General features: G+C 59.9%; 15 protein-coding genes and 1 pseudogene. 9 read left to right on the forward strand and 7 right to left on the reverse strand.

The features are described from left to right. Positions 1-9: 9 nt before the first annotated feature. Positions 10-1488: an NAD-dependent succinate-semialdehyde dehydrogenase gene (locus ACSOSP_RS21935; protein ID WP_455313026.1), complete on the reverse strand. Its 1479-nt coding sequence runs from the start codon at positions 1486-1488 to the stop codon at positions 10-12. 554 nt (positions 1489-2042) lie between these two features. Here ACSOSP_RS21935 and ACSOSP_RS21940 point away from each other — a divergent pair. After that, a pseudogene (locus ACSOSP_RS21940) lies at positions 2043-2495 on the forward strand (amino acid ABC transporter ATP-binding protein); the annotation flags it as partial. Positions 2496-2562: 67 nt separating this feature from the next. Here the strand turns inward: ACSOSP_RS21940 and ACSOSP_RS21945 are convergent. Then, positions 2563-3336, reverse strand: coding sequence for a YkgJ family cysteine cluster protein (locus tag ACSOSP_RS21945; protein ID WP_455313027.1), 774 nt, complete (start codon positions 3334-3336; stop codon positions 2563-2565). Positions 3337-3777: 441 nt separating this feature from the next. Between ACSOSP_RS21945 and ACSOSP_RS21950 the strand changes: the two genes are divergently transcribed. Then, on the forward strand, positions 3778-4578 hold the full coding sequence (locus ACSOSP_RS21950) for a hypothetical protein (protein WP_455313028.1): 801 nt from the start codon (positions 3778-3780) through the stop codon (positions 4576-4578). A gap of 533 nt (positions 4579-5111) precedes the next feature. Beyond that, positions 5112-6227, forward strand: a complete 1116-nt coding sequence (ald, locus tag ACSOSP_RS21955) for an alanine dehydrogenase (protein ID WP_455313029.1) — start codon at positions 5112-5114, stop codon at positions 6225-6227. 102 nt (positions 6228-6329) lie between these two features. Here ald and ACSOSP_RS21960 read toward each other — a convergent pair whose 3' ends face one another. Together ACSOSP_RS21960 and ACSOSP_RS21965 are read right to left on the reverse strand one after the other, a co-directional pair. Further along, positions 6330-6929, reverse strand: a complete 600-nt coding sequence (locus ACSOSP_RS21960) for a GNAT family N-acetyltransferase (protein WP_455313629.1) — start codon at positions 6927-6929, stop codon at positions 6330-6332. Between the two features lie 90 nt (positions 6930-7019). Beyond that, a complete protein-coding gene (locus ACSOSP_RS21965; RefSeq protein ID WP_455313030.1) occupies positions 7020-7889 on the reverse strand; it encodes an alpha/beta hydrolase in 870 nt (289 codons plus the stop codon). Between the two features lie 554 nt (positions 7890-8443). On the opposite strand from ACSOSP_RS21965, the gene ACSOSP_RS21970 reads away from it, so the two are divergent. The 3 genes from ACSOSP_RS21970 (at position 8444) to ACSOSP_RS21980 (ending at position 11148) form a co-directional block, all read left to right on the forward strand. Beyond that, positions 8444-9538 carry a glycosyltransferase family 4 protein gene (locus ACSOSP_RS21970; protein WP_455313031.1) on the forward strand — a complete coding sequence of 365 codons (1095 nt, stop codon included), beginning with the start codon at positions 8444-8446 and terminating at the stop codon, positions 9536-9538. A gap of 41 nt (positions 9539-9579) precedes the next feature. Continuing rightward, the gene (locus ACSOSP_RS21975; protein ID WP_455313630.1) at positions 9580-10377 is read left to right on the forward strand and encodes a polysaccharide deacetylase family protein; all 798 of its coding nucleotides are present in this window, start codon (positions 9580-9582) and stop codon (positions 10375-10377) included. A 138-nt stretch (positions 10378-10515) separates the two neighbouring features. After that, positions 10516-11148, forward strand: a complete 633-nt coding sequence (locus ACSOSP_RS21980) for a histidine phosphatase family protein (protein ID WP_455313032.1) — start codon at positions 10516-10518, stop codon at positions 11146-11148. A 25-nt stretch (positions 11149-11173) separates the two neighbouring features. Here ACSOSP_RS21980 and ACSOSP_RS21985 read toward each other — a convergent pair whose 3' ends face one another. Together ACSOSP_RS21985 and ACSOSP_RS21990 are read right to left on the reverse strand one after the other, a co-directional pair. Continuing rightward, the gene (locus ACSOSP_RS21985; protein ID WP_031360287.1) at positions 11174-11734 is read right to left on the reverse strand and encodes a DUF4337 domain-containing protein; all 561 of its coding nucleotides are present in this window, start codon (positions 11732-11734) and stop codon (positions 11174-11176) included. Between the two features lie 352 nt (positions 11735-12086). Beyond that, entirely contained in the window at positions 12087-14321 is a 2235-nt protein-coding gene (locus ACSOSP_RS21990; RefSeq protein ID WP_455313033.1) for a DUF6600 domain-containing protein, read from the reverse strand. A gap of 716 nt (positions 14322-15037) precedes the next feature. Between ACSOSP_RS21990 and ACSOSP_RS21995 the strand changes: the two genes are divergently transcribed. The 3 genes from ACSOSP_RS21995 (at position 15038) to ACSOSP_RS22005 (ending at position 17500) form a co-directional block, all read left to right on the forward strand. Continuing rightward, the gene (locus tag ACSOSP_RS21995) at positions 15038-16207 is read left to right on the forward strand and encodes an alpha/beta hydrolase (RefSeq protein WP_455313034.1); all 1170 of its coding nucleotides are present in this window, start codon (positions 15038-15040) and stop codon (positions 16205-16207) included. A gap of 139 nt (positions 16208-16346) precedes the next feature. After that, positions 16347-16991, forward strand: a complete 645-nt coding sequence (locus ACSOSP_RS22000; protein WP_455313035.1) for an MAPEG family protein — start codon at positions 16347-16349, stop codon at positions 16989-16991. Between the two features lie 116 nt (positions 16992-17107). Then, the gene (locus ACSOSP_RS22005; RefSeq protein WP_455313036.1) at positions 17108-17500 is read left to right on the forward strand and encodes a VOC family protein; all 393 of its coding nucleotides are present in this window, start codon (positions 17108-17110) and stop codon (positions 17498-17500) included. A 50-nt stretch (positions 17501-17550) separates the two neighbouring features. Here the strand turns inward: ACSOSP_RS22005 and ACSOSP_RS22010 are convergent, their stop codons facing one another. Then, positions 17551-17991, reverse strand: a complete 441-nt coding sequence (locus tag ACSOSP_RS22010; RefSeq protein ID WP_455313037.1) for a TIGR02594 family protein — start codon at positions 17989-17991, stop codon at positions 17551-17553. Between the last annotated feature and the right edge of the window lie 63 nt (positions 17992-18054).

The following is an 18054-nucleotide window of genomic DNA, read 5'->3' on the forward strand; positions in this document are numbered from 1 at the left end:
GTTATTCAATCAAGCCGTGGCGCTCAGCGGCAAGCCGAGGTTGCCGAGGCAAAAATATTTGGTTTCGACGAACGGCTCGAACCCTTCCGCTCCGCCTTCGCGACCGAGGCCAGACGCCTTCATGCCGCCGAACGGGATGGGCGCACCGGTAAACTTGACGCCGTTGACCGAGATCATCGCGAAGTCGAGTCGGCGCACCAGTTGAAAGATCGTGTCCATGCGCGTGGCGCAGATGTAAGCAGCCAGCCCGTGCTCTGTGTCGTTGGCTTTGGCCACCACTTCGTCCAGCGTGTTGAAGGACGATATAGCCGATGTCGGAGCGAAGTTCTCTTCATCGTAAATACGCATACCGGGCGCGGCGTCCGCCACTACGGTCGGCTCGAAGAACCATCCGCCCAGCGCATGCGCCTGACCGCCCACGGTAATGCGTGCGCCCTTCGTCCGGGCGTCGGCTATGCGCTCGGCGGTGGTATCGAAGGCAGCCTGATGCATCAACGGTCCCACCTCCACGTCCGCCTCGAAGGCCGGTCCCACCTTCAACGCTCGCACCGCCTCGCTGTATTGCTGAACGAACTGTTCATACAGCGGCGCGGCCACGAAGATGCGATTCGCCGCGCAACAGTCCTGTCCCGATGTCTGGAACTTCGCGCCAATAGCCACCTTGACGGCCTGATCGAGATCAGCGTCTTCCGTGACGATGAACGGCGCGTTGCCGCCCAGTTCCAGCGCCAGTTTCTTGATGCCGGACTCGGCTGCCGCACGCGCGACGAGCCCGCCTACACGAGTGGATCCGGTGAAGCTGACCGCTCGCACGCGCACGTCGCGCACCAGTGTTTCCATGGCCATTTGCGGCTCGCCCAGCACGACGTTGAACACACCCGCGGGGAAGCCCGCCTCTTCCGCCAGTTGCGCCAGCGCGAGCGCCGAGAATGGGGTTTCGTGCGCAGGCTTGACGATCGCCGTGCAACCGGCGGCCAGTGCGGCAGCCGCCTTGCGGGTGATCATGGCAACCGGAAAATTCCACGGCGTGATGAGCGCGGCGACGCCGACTGGTTCCATCACAGTACCGAGGTGAGCGCCATTGATGTGGGTGGGAATCGTGCGGCCGCAGAGGCGCTTTGCGTCGTTGGCGTACCACTCGACGAAGCTCGCCGCGTAGGCAATTTCTCCCCTCGATTCAGCCAAGGGCTTGCCTTGTTCCATCGACAGGATGCCGGCGAGATCATGTTGATGCCGCAAGATCAGTTCGTACCAGCGCAGCAGGATCGCGCTGCGGCGCTCTTGCGGCGCCCATCGCCAGGATTCGTATGCCCGGTGCGCCGCGCCGACCGCTGCTTCTATTTGCGCGCGATCCAGCATGGGCACGTGACCGATCACCTCCTGGTCGGCGGGATTCTGCACCGCGATGGTTGCCGCGCTGTCGCTATGAATCCAGCGGCCATCGACATAACAAAGCGACTTGAAAAGGACGGGATGACCCAGCAACATGAGAGGCTCCTGATTGCATCGTATGAGGTCCATTTTCGCTTTCGCCGCCGTGCGATTTTTTCGATGTGGCCCGGAATGCGTGGCGTTTTTTCTGTCTTGCGGGGTGTTCTCGCGATTTTTTCTTGGGCGGGGGGTGCTGGGGCGCCAGGTTTTGGCGTTAGCGGTCGGGGTCAATGCCGGGTTGGCAGGTTCCTGCGGTAGCGGTCGGGGTTGATGCTGGGGTGCCAGGTTCGTGCGTTAGCGGTTGGGTTCATTGCCGGGTTGCTGCTTCCCAGGTCAGTGGTCTGCTTAGGTTGCCTAATTTCTTTATCACTATTAGCCACTGCGCGTGGCGGCGCGTCATTTCTTTGTCCAAAGCGACAAAGAAACGAAGCAAAGAAAGCGCTTTCAAAACGAGGGCTCGTAAGTTGACCTAGCGTGCAGTCTCCACGTTTTTGGCACCCCAAAAGCACGGTGCTCGCCAGAACCACCGATGTGTGAAACCCTCCTTCTCCGAACACGGATACCCACACGCTTCGCCACTAGTGACTGAATCTGCCCAAGGGGCACCCCGGATCCAGAACACGATCGAGGCCCCGCTACGGGTGCTCGGCATGTCCAGGCGCGATGCGAACGAGCGGGGCCGCGAGCTGCTGTCCATGGTCGGGCTCGACGACAAGTGCAATCACTATCCGTCGCAATTATCGGGCGGGCAGCAGCAGCGCGTGGCCATTGCGCGCGCGTTGGCCATGCGCCCGAAGGTGATGCTGTTTGACGAGGTGACGTCCGCGCTCGATCCCGAGTTATGCGGTGAAGTGCTGAACGTGATTCGGAGGCTGGGCCGCGAGCATGATCTCACCATGCTGATGGTGACTCACCAGATGGGATTTGCGAAAGAATTCGCGGACCGCGTGTGTTTCTTTTCGCAAGGCAAGATCATCGAGCAGGCGCCGCCGCAGCAGTTTTTCGGAGCACCGCAACACGAGCGCACGCAGCAGTTCCTGCGTGCTGTCCGGGAGGCGACCTGATGTAAGTCCGGTCATTCCACCGAGACCGGCTCAATCCTGATCGTCTCGCCCGAGGATGGATCGAGGATCACGCCGAGGCGGCAAAGAACCCGAGGTAATCGAACGCGGGCGCATCGGCTTTGACGAAATGGATGCCGGTTGCTCCAATGGACGTGAGCGTGTCCACCGTTTCGCGACGGTTCGAGACGACCTTCCACTGCGGCACGGCTTCATCATCGTCACGGTGCTCGCGGGCACGTTTTAGCGCCGCTATGGCAAGCTCGACAGGCGGCGAGTGGACCACCAGCCCCTCGTTGGCCAGCGCTGCCGCATCGATGTCCAGATGAGCGCATGCGCGCGCCTTGGCCGGGGCGTCGCTGACGTCGGCCGCACGCGATTGGGCGATCAACGCGAATGTCTCGGGATCGACCACCTGATGTGCGCGCATCAGGAGCCGCTTGTCCGAGCCCCACGCTTCCGGCGGACATTGCTTCTGCTCAGGTTTCAACTCAATGAACGGATTGATCTCCGCAGGGTAAATCCGGCAGACAGCCGGGCGTTGCTCATACACGCCGCAAGTCAGGCTCGCCTGCAAGTGCGGACACGCGCCCTCGAACGATGCCGCCAGGACCACCACGATCCGCACAGGCAGTTCGCCGCTGGCGGCGGCGAACGACCGGCGTCGCTTGTGCTGCGCCTGCAGGTTATCGGCAGGCGGCTCATCGGGCCAAGGCACGGCTTCACAGAGAAACTGCACATCGCCGCCACGCTCGAGCCACATGAGCGCTTCATCGATGCTCAAGGGCAGCTTGAGGTCGTGGCAGCATTTGCCGCACATCGTGCATTCGAAATTGATATCCATCGGGTGACGCTTCTCCTCGAAAGGCATCTGTAATTGTCATCGAGCGCTGTCGCGGTGTCGGATGATAAAAGGGCGACCTGTATGCTAGTTCGGCAATTCCAGGCAACGGGTTACATGCCCCGGGTTTCTCCGGCACAAATCTTCTGCGACCGCGCAACGAATGACCGTTTGTGCGCCTTGATCGTTTGATGCGGGCATCGTGCGTCAATCGAAACACCGCTGGAGCAGATTCTATTCTCTTTGGCGGACCAAGGAATTCTTCGGCAAGGCGAGCGGGTCATGGCTGGTCGCATGATTTGGCTTCTTGCAGTTCCATGACGCGAGATTAATCGCCTATCCATAGCAAACCATTCTCGCGAGACGCGTCTATCCAAGGTCGATGTTTGAGGGTACGGATTCGGAATTCATGTAGGATCCGGTTTTAAATCCACCTGGCTTGCGATGCTCGCGCTAAAGCTGACACTGGTCCCCTTCTTTCTCCTGGTCGTTTCCATGTCGGGCAAGTGGTGGGGGCCTACCATCGCAGGCTGGCTTGCAGGATTACCCTTCGTTGCCGGGCCAATCCTGTTCCTGCTGGTCCTGGATCACGGGCCGATTTTCGGAGCACATGCAGCTACCCTCTCGCTGTCCGCCATACTCGCCTCCGAGGCATTCAACTTCGCTTATGCATGGACCTGCCGATCATGGTCCTGGCCCGTTGCCCTGACGGCTGGACTGGCAAGCTGGCTCGTAGCGGCAATTGCGCTGGCTTCAATGCCGGCATCGCCGGCCTGGGCGATCGCGGCCGCGCTTATCGCCGTCGCGTTTGGACAGACGTTCCTTCCCCGCAGCAATGCCATTGCAAGGGTTGCACCGCTTAGCCGCAACGACCTGACCGGACGCATGATTGCAGGCGCCGCGCTAACGGTCGCGGTCACCACGCTATCGTCTGCGCTGGGGCCCAAATGGAGCGGACTTCTTGCGGTGTTCCCGCTATTGGGTATCGTGCTTTCAGTCTCGTCTCATCGGGCGCATGGCCCTGACTTTGTCGTGTCGCTTTTGCGAGGCATGGTACTCGGCCGGTTCTCATTCGCCGCGTTCTGCCTCTGCCTTGTCTTCACGCTTCCGAGACAAGCGGCTTCCCTCGCATTCGTCGAAGCGGCCATCCTGGCAATGAGCGTGCAATGGACCACCAAACGCCTCGCGCACGCACAGCACGCGCGTACCGGCGAACCACTGACCGTGCCGGCGCCGCGAGAATGATGCGGCATTAAATTTGTCTTAAGCCACCGTTGACGGCACTCTCGCCGCCCTGAATGTCCTGGAACAACACACCAGGCTTGACGACCGCTTGGCGGGTATTCCCGACAATTCGCAAAGCCGGAATCCGCAAAAAAACCCAGTCGTGCAAGCCTTGTTGTTAATGCGCTTGACTACGGGCGCATTTGCAAACGCCCTCGGCTGTCTCATGGAAAACCCCGGCACATTCATCGTCCCGGGACATCGGATTGCGATCACACTGAGCGGTATCCTGAATCAGCAGTGGCGCTCGTGTTGCCGCGCTGCCCATGATTCCGGAAGACAATGAGCTACGCACAGCCAACGGCAAAACATACAGCTCTACACACCAAAAAAATCTCGCAGAGAGCACCGTCAATGCACGGCGGCGACCGCCCTGGCTTGCAGTAGTATCACCCTTGGCGGCTGCGGATCGCCTGGTATCCGCGTACAAGGGTTCGCTTGGGCGTCCATGGCCGCGGACGCCGGCACCGGACTTCCCTGGAGGAGAGTGCATCATGCTTATCGGTCTGCCGAAAGAAATCAAGAACCATGAATATCGGGTCGGGCTGACGCCCGCGGGCGTTCGCGAGCTGGTGTCTCACGGGCACGAAGTTGTCGTCCAGACCGCGGCGGGCGCGGAGATCGGTTTATCGGATGACGCCTACAAGGCCGCGGGCGCCGCTGTGGTCGATACAGCGCAGGATGTCTTCACGCGTGCGGAGATGGTCATCAAGGTAAAGGAGCCCCAACCTGCCGAATGCGCAATGCTGCGCGCGGGGCAAATCCTCTATACGTACCTGCATCTCGCGCCTGACCCGGATCAGACACGAGCCCTGATCGACTCCAAGGCCGTCTGCATTGCTTACGAGACCATCACGGGCCCCGGGGGCGGCTTGCCGTTGCTCGCTCCCATGAGCGAAGTCGCCGGCCGCATGTCGATCCAGGCAGGCGCGGCGCATCTGGAGAAATCGAAGGGAGGGATGGCGTTGCTGCTCGGTGGTGTTCCCGGCGTCGCGCCTGCACATGTGGTGATCATTGGTGCAGGCGTAGTCGGTACCAATGCGTTGCAGATTGCGGTGGGCATGGGCGCCCGCGTGACGATAATCGATAAGAACCTCGAGCGTCTGCGGGCACTGGACGTGATCTACGGCAACCGCGTCACCACGCTATGCTCGAACGTGCAGACAATCGAAGAGTCGGCGCACGCCGCCGACCTGCTGATCGGCGGCGTGCTTATCCCCGGTGCTGCCGCGCCGAAGCTCGTGACCCGCGACATGATTTCGCATATGAAGCCCGGCGCCGTCGTGGTCGATGTCGCCATCGATCAGGGCGGTTGCTTCGAGACGTCGCGGCCTACCACCCATACCGATCCGACTTTCATCGTGGACAATATCGTGCATTACTGCGTGGCCAACATGCCGGGCGCGGTTGCGCGAACCTCGACGTTCGCGCTCACGAACGCGACGATCGGGCACGCGCTGGCCATCGCGAACAAGGGCTGGCGACGCGCGTTGTCGGACGATCCGCATCTGCGGGCCGGCTTGAACGTATGCGAGGGGCAGGTCACTTACAAGGCCGTCGCACGCGCCCTCGGTTATACCTACGTGCCTGCGGAAAGCTTGCTTACCTGAGTTGGAACTGGAAACCATAAAAGCCAGTGCCTCGCGTTCAACCGCGAGGCACTGGCTTTTTGCTGACGGGCTATGCAGTCGAGCGGCCCGTCAGGTTCGATTTCATTTCAAGCGCATCTTCTGCTGCAGTAATACCTTTACCTCTGCCCACTCGGAATCAATGATGCTGAACCGCACCGAGTTGCGCTTGCGGCCGTCGGGCATGATGCGCTCGTGCCGGACAATGCCCTCCTGTTTGGCCCCGATGCGCAGGATCGCGGCCCGGGATTTTTCATTCAGCTCGTCCGTCGTGAATTGAACCCGCACAGCATTCATCACTTCGAACGCGTGAGTCAGAAGAAGGTATTTTGCTTCAGTATTGACACCCGAGCGTTGCGCCGAGGCACTCAGCCAGGAGTGGCCAATTTCGAGCTTTCTATTGACGCGATCGATTTTCCAGAACCGGGTGCTGCCCACCACTTGCCCGGTCTCTCGCTTGACGATAACAAACGGCATCACCGTTCCGCTCTGCTGACCTGCCAGCGCAGTGGCAATGTATTGCGCTGCCGTCTCGGGACCGGGAACGACCGTCACTTTCATGGTCCACAATTCACCATCTGATGCAGCGTGCACCAATGCCTCCTGGTGCGATGACTGCAAAGGACGAAGCTCGATGGTGGGACCGGTCAGCGTGGGCGGGATAGCATGGGAAGCGTCAGGAATCATGGCCGGTGACTTTGCTTTTATGGGCCTCAATCATAAGTCAAACCCGCACAGCGCATTCCGGTCTGGAGCAATCACGAACCCCCTGAATCAAGGACGATCATGCGTTTTCTGCATCCAGTCCACAATGCCATCGACTACCTTCTCTTCTATTCCATAGTACCCGTGCGGAGTCAGTGAACCGCAATCATCCTGGGTACGCTGCGTGCCGCCGCTAACAGTCAGGACCGTTGTTGGAGCGTGGCGAATCGATTGCGCGATTGACTGCGCCATGGAGGGCGGCGCGACCTTGCATCGGTCATCCACGTTTGCGACAACAAGCGAAGGCACGCGGACATCGGCAGGATGTGCATCGAAAACCGTTTCGTGCGAGCCGCCGAGAATGGACACGGACTCGGTCAGGATCAAACCGGCAAGAGGCGTTCCTCCGGCATGCGATGCAGCGTTCATGGCGGCAATGGATCCCTGGCTGGTGCCAAGCACCCATACAGGGACATTCGCTTGCGCATGTGCAAACTCAATGATTTTTTTGGTGACCTCTGCGTATGCGGCGCCACTGCGCTGCCCTCGCATGGACTGGTGATCCAGCGCATCGACCAGGACAACGCCATAACCCCGGTCACGCCAGAGATCATCCGATCGCACGACAAAATTCTTCGCGTTCTTGACGTGTCCGCTCTTCTCGATGTCGATCTCGCCCGTGCCGCCCGGGAACATCACGATGATGCCCTTTGTTTCGCGCCTGGCGGCGGCATACGAAACACGCTCGGAACCTCCGTCTTGCAGAGGCAGGTCTTCTACAACGCCCTCACCCGCCGACGAGCCCTCCACAGCCCGAACACCGTCCCGCGATGAATGATGCAGCGCTATTTCGTGTCCGAAGGCGTGCGTGCCGGAAACGCAGCAAATGGCTGCAAGCGACATGCGCAGCAGAGGGTGATGCAGCCAGGGTTGAAACATTCAACGCTCCTGTCAGGCTAAGACGCCCAAGTGAATTTCCCCGGGTGTACCGACTTGATAGACCGGAAAAGCGCACAGAGTACAAAGCGTTGAGCGGAATGTAAAATATATTCTAATGGTTACTGCCATACGCAGTAGATATGCCTTATCAAAGCAAAAACTTCCGCCCGTTCAGCATCGCCTTACCCGTTCAACTTGTGTCCACCGCAGCGACCCTCACGCAAGCACTAAGTTCCGCGCCTTACATCCAACTCCTCGATCAACCGTCTCTAGTAAGCAACATTCCGTTCTTAGTCCGAACGACTTCCCCCGCGATTTCACCCGCGTTCCAGCGCCTGCCAGATAACGATTGACGTAAAAAGTACGTCTTATCGACTCGCAAACGTTTGCATTTCCGAGTGAGTTCAACCGGTCGAATGCGCAAGCTGGGTAAGGATCTGTAACCTCAACATCGACATCGGGATTTTTTAAATTTGACTCAGTTTTCGGTGGATTATTACGATATATTACGACCGCGACAGAATGTTTACGTATTGCCTGGGAGCAGCGAACAGATGAAAGCATTGCGCATACTACATAGCGAGTCGTCCGGCGGTTGGGGCGGCCAGGAGCACAGGACGCTCAAGGAAATGATCGTATTGCGCTCCCGCGGTCACGCTGTGGAAGTCGTCTGCCCGGTCGATGCCCGCCTCGGAGTGCGCGCGAAGGAGGAAGGTTTCACCGTCCACCACGCGAGGATGAAAGGCGGTGCGGATGTCGCGTCCATGCTGACGATCAAGGCGCTGCTGACACGCCGGAACTTCGATGTCCTTAACACCCATAGTGGTCACGATAGTATTGTTGCAGGCACTGCGGGACGGCTCGCTGGCACGCCGCTCGTGGTTCGCACGCGCCACCTCGCCTTGCCGATCAGTTCGCTTGCCACCTACACGTGGATTCCGCATCGCGTCATTGCAGTGAGCCGTCATGTGCGCGAGTACCTGATTTCAGCGGGAGTATCGAAGAGCCGCGTTGAGACCATCTACGACGGCATCGTCAAACCCCCGGCCCTTTCGCATTCCACGTTGCGCAGTGAACTCGGGCTTGGACCGGAGGCGATCATCGCCGGCATGGTTGCTATCGTGCGCGATAAAAAAGGCCACGAGGATCTGATCGATGCGGTGCGGCCCATGCTCGCGCAACGTCCGGACCTGCACGTCGTGATGGCCGGGGACGGGCCGTGGTTTGGCAAGATCAAGAGTATCGTCGACGGTCTCGCGATCAGCGACCGTGTCCATCTGCTCGGCTTTCGCACGGACATTCCAAATGTGCTGCGGGGCTGCGACTTCTTCGTGCTGCCAACGCATCAGGAAGCATTGGGGCAGTCCTATATAGAGGCTATGGCAGCAGGGTTGCCGGTGATCGGTACGGACGTCGATGGCGTGCCGGAGCTGATCACGCATGGCGTGAACGGCCTGCTGGTGCCGCCGCACGACATTGAAGCGCTGCGAGCGGCCATCGCCCGCCTGATCGACAACCCGAGGCTGCGCGTGCAACTCGGCGTGGCAGGACGCCTCCTGACCGATGCCAGCTTTACGGTCGACGGCATGGCAGACGAGACCATCGACTTCTACGAGCGCGGTATCAGCGAACGGCGGCTTAACGCGTGAGAGGGCAAGGAAAAGCGCAAGCGCATGCGGTGCCCGTGCTGATGTATCACCACATCAGCACGTCACCGGGAATGATTACGGTCTCGCCCGATCACTTTGCAGCTCAGATGGCCTATCTCGCGCAAGCGGGTTACCGGACCGTTGGTGCTGCACAGTTGAGCGCGTATCTGGCCGGCGCATCGTTGCCAGCGAAGTCGGTCGTGCTGACCTTCGATGACGGTTACCTCGACAACTGGGTGCACGCCCATCCTGTGCTGCAGCGCTATGGTTTTACCGCCTTGTGCTTTCTGGTTACGAGCTGGCCCGGCGACGGCGCGCCACGCGTTCACGCGCACTCCGGCGGCGAACTTCCCGAGCTGCTTGGTCACCATGAAGGCGACCTGGCTATCGAGAAGGGCGAAGCTGATCGCGCCATTCTGCGATGGTCCGAGATCGATGCCATGCGTCGCGCGGGGACGTTCGAATTTCACAGCCACACGCACAGCCATGTGCGCTGGGATAAGGTCGCGCGCAACCGCGAAGAGAAATGTACGGCGTTGAGACACGACCTGCTCGCGGCGCGTGCGGCCCTCGAGACTCGCATGGGTGAAGCCTCCGACCACCTGTGCTGGCCTCAAGGCTTCTACGACGACGACTACCGGCAAGTCGCCCGCGAGACCGGTTTTAAACACTTCTACACGTGCGAGATGGGCCCCAACATTCGCGGGGCTAAAGACGCGGACGAACGATCGATATACAGGCTGGAGGTGCGGGACCGGCCGCCGTCGTGGCTTGCATCAAGGTTGTGGGTGCATAGCCGGCCGGCCCTGAGCCGCGCTTATCTTGCGGTAAAGCGGTGATGGCTTGATCCCGTGCTTCGTACGACGGCTTGCAACAAGTGAGTGAGCGCGCAATTTCGTAGCATGCTTCACCTTGAAGCCTGATAGCCGCAGGCCGGGAATTGCTAGAATCGGGGCTCACACGCAACGTGGCGCCCCATGAAAAATTACCGCTGCCCACCGCCTGGCGTTTTATCGCTGGTGTTCGCCATCATGGCGCTCGGATCGGTTCCGGCCTGCGCCGCTGACGATCAAGTTGAAACGATAGTCATGGTTCGGCATGGGGAGAAACCCACCGCCGGCCTCGGCCAGCTTAGTTGCCAGGGTCTGAATCGCGCGCTCGCGCTGCCTCGGGTCATCGAAAGCAAATACGGCAAGCCGGACTTCATTTTTGCGCCCGATCCAGCGAAGGAAAAGAACGATAGCGGCATCAAGTACGACTATGTCCGTCCGCTGGCAACGATTGAACCCACTGCAATCTATTTTGGTCTGCCGGTGAACGCATCGATTGGATTTTCCAGGACCGACGACCTGCATGCGACTCTGCTGGCTCCCCAATACAAAAGCAGCCTGGTGGTAGTCGCCTGGGAACATAAGATTATCGAGACGCTTGCCCGCAAGATTGTCAGCGACGCCGGCGGCGACGCGGCGAGCGTGCCCCATTGGGCTAGCGCGGATTACGACAGCATTTACGTCCTGCGTATTACGCAAAGCGCTGACAAGGTCAACGCAGCCTTCAGCGTTGACCATGAAGGTCTGAACCATCGCCCCTTGACGTGTCCGGGCACCTAGCCAAATAACTGTTCAGACATGCTGCTCAGATATTCAGAAACCCGAGAATCGACACGCCGATCCCTGCGATACCCGCCAGCCCGGCGACAACAAACAGCTTGCGGCTGCCCGTAAGCGACGTAATTGCCGCAAGCGAAATGGCGACGCCGATCAACGCGAGCGCCTGACCGAACATGTGTTGCGGATGTTCCTTGCGCTCGGATTGCAGGTTGGCTTCTTCCACCTGCTTTTCCATGTCATGCGCCTTGGCCTGGATCTCTTTCTTTCGAACCTCGTATTTGGCGATCTGGTCGCGGTAGTACGCCTGCTTGTCCGGACCGGACAATTCAGCGGCAAGCTCCATCAAATGCCCTTTGCTGGATTGCGCCTGATACAGGTTCCATTGATCGCTGGTTTTGCTTTGCAGCAGTACAGCGTCGTTCTTGAACAGCAGGGCCTGCGTTTGCAAGACGCCTTCCTCATAGTGCAAGAGACCGGAGAGCGCAGCAAGAATGGCGGTAAATACAGCAACCCAGCGGGACAACGGATCACCCGAATGCGCTGCATGTTCAACCGCGTGCTCGTGGGGGGCGCTTTCATTCGACATGGGTCAGGTTTCCGCCGTTAAGACTCGTTATTTGTGTGGCAATGGGAGTTTAGTGCCGGTCCCGCAAGGACGCTTGTCCCGCCAAGGAAGATGGTGGATTATCGCAGCGCCAGGCCGCGCGACAAAAATACGTTGCGGCCAGGGGCCTGGACGCTAACAAATAGGCTTATGGATTCGCGCCTGGTGTTATCTATGCATTTAGCGGCTAACGCGCGGTCGCGATATCAACCAAAGGCGTGTCAGGCACCACGACACGGGCCGCAATTGGCGCCCGCCCCGACTCAACATGCACGCCGGTCATGTTCGCTAAGGCGAACATGACCGGCTTCCAAACCATCGGCCAATCACAAGCTCACTTCGGTTGCTCGTCGTGATGCTCGCCACCCTTGGCCGCCGGCGGATGCGGTTCGGAATGCGCTTCGGGACGCGGATGCGGCTGCTCTTCCCGATGGGCTTCCTGCTGGACCGGCGCACGAGCGGGCTGCGGCCTTTCTGCATGCGATACCGGCGGCTCGACCGGAGGAGCATGCTGCACTTCATGCTCCTGCGGACGCGGTGCGGCTTCCGGCGCGGCATGCTGTTGCGGAGCGTTCGGCTCGCGCATGGCTTGCTCCTGCCGTGGCGCTTGCGGCGCGTGCATGGCTTGCTCTGGCTGTGGCTCTTGCGGCGCGTGCATGGCTTGCCCTTGCTGTGGCGCTTGCGGCGCGTGCATGGCTTGCTCTTGGCGTGGCGCTTGCGGCTCGTTCTGAACCGGGCGCTCGGCATGAGCCGCGGGCTCGTGATTTTCTGCCGCCGGTCGTGGCACTCCATTTTCAGCGGCTAAAGGCGCGCGCTGCTGCACGGGTTCCGCGGGGCGCGCACCCTGCGGCGGCCGCACTTCTTCACGCGGGGCATTCGCTTCGACGTTCCTGGCCGGCGCGCCTTGCGCCCCGACAGGACGTGCTTGCGCCCGGTTCACCAGACGATAGCCTTGCGGCGAGGGCGCCGCAGACGCACCCTGGTTCAACGGACGCGTGAAGGCTGCGGGTACGGTAGTCCGCACGATCGGCTCACCCGCGCCGGCGACGCGGGCTCCGCCGCTGGCGAAGTGCTGTGCGAGCGTGTCCCGGTATGCCGCAGGAACAACCGGTGCGCGGGTAGCGACCACTTGACGTTGCATCGCCATCGCGGGCGCACCTGCGGAAGCGGGTCGCATCCCGCCCGTGAAGCTTCCTCGTACCGGTGCGATACCGGGCATGCCTGCCCCAATTTGCGCGCCGCCAATTTGTTGCGCCGTCAGTCTGCGCGATGCCTGTGCCACCTGCTGGCCCTGCACGAACGTGTTCGCCGGCACGGCCGTAATGGCACCGGGCACGCGCTGGTTGATATAGGTGTTATGAACGTTCGTGATGTTGTTGACGATGGTCGTGTTGTGCACATTCGTGATGTTCACGTTGTTGACCCGGTTGTAATAGCTCGGGCTATAACCCGCGCCCGGATGCCACGGTTCGTGCGGACCCAACGCAAACCATGCAACCCCCACGCCCACGGCGCCGCCGATCGCGAGGTCGACACCCCAGTGCGAACCGCCTCCGCCTCCTCCGCCGACAAACGCCACCAGCGCCGGCGCATATACCGGTTGCGCGACGACCACCGGCCCCGGGACCCACGCCCACGCGTCGCCCAGATGCGCCCAGCGACCGTAGTGGAACGGCGCGAAGCCCCAGGGAGCGTCGTCTATCCAGGTCCAGCCCCACGGCGCAATCCACGTCCAATGGCCCTGGTGATAAGGCGCCCATTGCGCAGTGACCGCAACGGTCGGAACCCACACTTCGCCGTAATTCGGATCGCTGCGCCACGTGCCGTTCGCATCCAGGTCTTCGTAACCGGGAATCTCACGCGATACATATCGTGCGGAGGCCGAACCATCTTCCAGACGATCACGGCTGATGACCCATTGATCGAACGCGTCCGGACCGGGCGCAGGTCCGCCTGCCTGTTGCTGGAGATTCACGCCGATGAAGGTGACCTGCTGGCCCGCGGTCATCTGAAATACGCCACCGTCGCCATAAAGATTAGCGGTGCCGCTGCGCAGCGTCACGGTGGTCGAGTTACCGTCGGGCGCGACGTCTACCCGAAATTCGCCCGGACTCGACGCCTGCATCGCGACATTCGGCGTGTCTATTTCAACAGTCTGTCCAGCGGGCAATGCTCTCACGCGCGTGGAGAGCGTGCCTTGCGTGACCTTCAACTGCAAGTTCTTGTCGTCTATATCGACAATGCTCAAGGCCGTCTGCTGACTTAGCCGCAGTGCAGTCGAGCCAACATGCAGTTCGCCTCGCGCGCCGCTGTCTACCCACAACTGATCGCCAGTGGTGAGCGGACGATTCAATTCGGCGTAAGACCAGTCGGTTGCACCGGCGGGCTCCAGGGTCACGCTGCCGTCGAAGTAGTTAAGACGCGCGACACGGCCCGGCGGATCAATTGCAGATGCTGCCGATGCTGTGGGTGACGGAACGGATTGAGCCCATCCTGGCATGGGGACCACTGCTGACAATGCAATGGCAGAAAGTACGGCAGCATGGGTGCGGCGCAAGCTTACTTTCATGGGTGCAAAACCTCCGGTAGTTTTCAGTTTGTCAGGTTAGCTTCGACCTAAGACACGCACTGTCTAACGCAGGTTTGCCACCGGTGGATGACACACTTCACATTACATACATTCCGTTGCAAACGATGACGTGACATTTACAAAGAATGCATGGCGGACTTAAGACTCCAAGGCTATTGAACCTAAATAAAATGGATTGCAAAGTCGCTTGATTAATATTTGTAAGGACAGCATTTGCAATGGGTCGATTGCCAGCTCAAAGCTTATACAGGGTCAAGCATTGAGCTGGCAAAGGTGTGCGTCGAGGTCCTTGCGAACGATACCGCTAGTCGAATTGAAAGGTTTGCCGGCGTACGCAGCCATTAGCGCGCTTCTTTGACTTCCCTTCTTCTTTGGTTAGCCGGACTTCGTCAAACACGCGTCTTTGTAACTCGACGAGTCAGCAAAACCACTAACGCAAGCGCTACGGCGAAACGTGCGAACAACCATGCAGGGGCCGATTGCGCGCCAGCGACGGATTTCTCGATGCTTTACGTTTAATGCGACGTGCTTGCCAGGATGTTCTTGCAAACGGGCAAGCGGATTGAAGCGCCGCACCCTTTCAACGCTTTCAGCTGCACGCACGACTGCTCATTTTAATATCCGCATGCCGGGGACTCGGTAGGCATCGGCTCAATCCATGATGTGCAAGCTTTGTTTAACGCTCAGGGAACTGCATGAGACTAGCGATTTTATTTACCTTGCTATGCAGCGTCGCATTCGGCCTGACGGTGCCCCACAAGGTCAGTGCTCAAGCCATAAACGCGCCCACGGCAATCTCCACGCTTGTCCCTGACATGCAGAGCCCAGCCGAACACCGCGGATCAACCATACCGACTGCCTACGATCCAGACCGCAAGACGGGCCCAGGCAAGCCGGTCCGAGCTACGCCCGACCAGCAGTTCGATATTGAAACAACATCCGGCAATGGCAGCATTCCGGTGTACTCAACCATTCCGCTGAACGCTAACGCTGCGGGTACGGAGCGAGTGGTCATCATCGTGCATGGGGAAAGCCGCAACGCGAAATCGAACTGGTCCTCGACCGTTGAGGCAGCGAGGATGGCGGCCGTGACTGGAACAACCTTGATCGTCGGCCCTCAGTTCCTGGTCCCGCAAGACATCGCTGCCCGAGGCTTGCCTGCCACCGTGTTGCGCTGGAAAATGCATGACTGGTCGCGTGGCGGGCCGGCGTTGTCGCCAGTTCCTGTGAGCGGATTCGAGGTACTTGATCGTCTGCTCGACCACTTTGCGGACCGTAAGCAATACCCGGACTTGCGCACCGTTGTACTCGTGGGCCACTCGGCGGGCGCGCAACTCGTGCAACGATACGCAGCCGTTGGACACGGCGAGCAGGCATTGACCGCGCTGGGAATACACACCCGTTACGTGGTGGTGGAACCCAGTAGTTTTCTTTATTTCGACAACCTCCGGCCATCCGCCTCAGGCGGCTTCAAGGCGGTCGATCCGGCTGCCTGCCCTGGCGCCACGCAGTGGCGTTATGGCCTGGATAACGCACCGCCTTATGTGGGAGATCGATCCGCACAAGCCATTGAGACGGCGTACGCAGCGCGCGACATTGTCTACCTCGCGGGAACCGCAGACAACGACCCGAACCACAGTGAACTGGACCGGTCTTGCGCGGGTGAACTGCAAGGATCCGACCGCCTTGATCGCAGCGTTTCCTACATGAACTACATGCGCATGCGGCACCCGGCTAATTTGCAGGAAAGTCTTGTGCTGGTGCCGGGTGCGGATCACGATTCGAAACACGTCCTGGTGAATCGCTGCAGCTTGCCGGTGCTCTTCTCCGACAACCACGAATTCCCGTGCGCATCCAATCCGTGACCGGAATCGCTTGATGCGATGATCGCTTGGCATCGAAACGTCGCGGGACTCGACATCGCTCACCGCGGGTTCCGCCGCGTTGACGGGCCGTGAAAAGCCCTTATGCTCTCTTCAGCGGCCCGGCCTCAGGGAGACAACCATGAAGAAAGCCCATGAATCTGAAGGTGCCGGCGTTATTCGCCGGCATCAATCGACCCTGGTCGCGGAAATCGCAATCGCGTTCCCTGCGACCATTGCTTTGTGGCTTGGCGTTTATTACTTCCTGCCGCCGCTTGGCGGCATGGAGGAGCCGCTCGCCCGGCTCGTGTTTGCTCTCAAGTGCTGCTGCATCGCAATCCTCCTCTGCTTCCTCTCGGGCATTGAAGCGGTTGCGCATGAACGCTTGCGCTCGCCGGCAATCGATCCACTGTCGGGTTATGAAACGCGTCGCTTGACGATCAACCTGCGCTACCTGCAAAACACACTCGAGCAACTGGTCCTGTTTGTCCCCGGACTCTTCGCGCTGGCTTTCTACTGTGACAACGGACACTCGATGCGTGCGATCGTCGCAAGCACCGTCGTCTGGATCGCAACACGTTTCGCATTCTGGATCGGATATCACTATGGGTCACAGCATCGCGCGGCAGGCGCTCCCGGCATGATGCAAAGCATGCTGGTCCTCCTTTACGTTTGTGCGAGGATTGGCTATGAGATTGCCGGACCAGCAGGGGCTATCGCTCCTTTGATCATTTTTGGCTGCCTGGAAGCTGTTCTTGTGCGAGCGACAAAACCGCTTGATGCTTGAACGAGAGCGGCGGCGGCCAGGCAAAGCCACGCTCGACGAACTCGCGCTATGGATTGCCATCGGACAGTGTCGGCGAGATCATGATCGCTTGTCACCCACCGTTAAGGAACGGCCAGATGTTTTCGCACATCCATGTAGGTGTCACCGACTTTTCCCGTGCTTTCCGTTTCTACTCGCCGATCATGGAAGCGCTGGGGCTGCCATTGAAATTCCGCGACGACGATAAATCCTGGGCCGGCTGGGTTGCGGCCGACGCACCGCGCCCATTGTTCCTGATCGGACCGCCATTCGATGGCAACGCTGCCAGCCCCGGCAACGGACAGATGACTGCCTTTCTTGCACACGACCGCGATACCGTCGATCGCTGCCACGCCATCGCACTCGCGAACGGGGGTATGTGCGATGGGCCGCCGGGCTTGCGGCCACACTATCACCCGCATTACTACGGCGCGTACTTTCGTGATCCGGACGGAAACAAGGTCTGCGTGTGCTGCCACGATCCCGCGTGAGCGCGACGTCGATCCGTACACGTTTTGCGAGGCGGATCGTGCAGGAAAGGTCAGGTAGTCCCAGGCCACCGATAGCCCAGCACCGACGCCAGCGGATAGTCAAGCTCGCGTACTTCGCCAAGCTGATTGCCGCCGAAAAGATAAATAGTTTCCGCGTCGTGGCGAAGATAAAAGCTGACGTGCCCCTTCCAGCTGGCGGGATCGTCACGGGACAAGACAACGACGCACCCATAAACGGGAGCGTCGAGGGCCCGGCCCCACTCAAGCCAGGAACGCGCAAGCGCGGACCCCGTGCCACGCTGGCCGGCATTCGCCAGACACCAGTTCAAGAACGACGAGCACCACGAAATTTTGTCGTCATAGCCCACCAGGTTAGTGTGCGCGTTGTATTCGACAATACGCGGATTGCTCTCTCCCGGCCCGAAGCGCCGGACCCCACGCTCGGCGAATGCGAGGGACAACCATGCGGGTTCATCTATTTTATTAGCCATACCCTCGATCAATCTCCCCTGTGTAGCGCGCTCAACAGCGCTACTGCAATGCCCTCTTCCTCA

The sequence above is a fragment of the Caballeronia sp. KNU42 genome (genome assembly GCF_053760385.1).

Excerpts from the sequence above, each read along its gene's own strand:
- ACSOSP_RS21935 (WP_455313026.1), bottom strand. The coding sequence starts at position 1,488 with ATGTTGCTGGGTCATCCCGTCCTTTTCAAGTCGCTTTGTTATGTCGAT.
- ACSOSP_RS21945 (WP_455313027.1), bottom strand. The coding sequence starts at position 3,336 with ATGGATATCAATTTCGAATGCACGATGTGCGGCAAATGCTGCCACGAC.
- ACSOSP_RS21950 (WP_455313028.1), top strand. The coding sequence starts at position 3,778 with ATGCTCGCGCTAAAGCTGACACTGGTCCCCTTCTTTCTCCTGGTCGTT.
- ald (WP_455313029.1), top strand. The coding sequence starts at position 5,112 with ATGCTTATCGGTCTGCCGAAAGAAATCAAGAACCATGAATATCGGGTC.
- ACSOSP_RS21965 (WP_455313030.1), bottom strand. The coding sequence starts at position 7,889 with ATGTTTCAACCCTGGCTGCATCACCCTCTGCTGCGCATGTCGCTTGCA.
- ACSOSP_RS21970 (WP_455313031.1), top strand. The coding sequence starts at position 8,444 with ATGAAAGCATTGCGCATACTACATAGCGAGTCGTCCGGCGGTTGGGGC.
- ACSOSP_RS21975 (WP_455313630.1), top strand. The coding sequence starts at position 9,580 with ATGTATCACCACATCAGCACGTCACCGGGAATGATTACGGTCTCGCCC.
- ACSOSP_RS21980 (WP_455313032.1), top strand. The coding sequence starts at position 10,516 with ATGAAAAATTACCGCTGCCCACCGCCTGGCGTTTTATCGCTGGTGTTC.
- ACSOSP_RS21985 (WP_031360287.1), bottom strand. The coding sequence starts at position 11,734 with ATGTCGAATGAAAGCGCCCCCCACGAGCACGCGGTTGAACATGCAGCG.
- ACSOSP_RS21990 (WP_455313033.1), bottom strand. The coding sequence starts at position 14,321 with ATGAAAGTAAGCTTGCGCCGCACCCATGCTGCCGTACTTTCTGCCATT.
- ACSOSP_RS21995 (WP_455313034.1), top strand. The coding sequence starts at position 15,038 with ATGAGACTAGCGATTTTATTTACCTTGCTATGCAGCGTCGCATTCGGC.
- ACSOSP_RS22000 (WP_455313035.1), top strand. The coding sequence starts at position 16,347 with ATGAAGAAAGCCCATGAATCTGAAGGTGCCGGCGTTATTCGCCGGCAT.
- ACSOSP_RS22005 (WP_455313036.1), top strand. The coding sequence starts at position 17,108 with ATGTTTTCGCACATCCATGTAGGTGTCACCGACTTTTCCCGTGCTTTC.
- ACSOSP_RS22010 (WP_455313037.1), bottom strand. The coding sequence starts at position 17,991 with ATGGCTAATAAAATAGATGAACCCGCATGGTTGTCCCTCGCATTCGCC.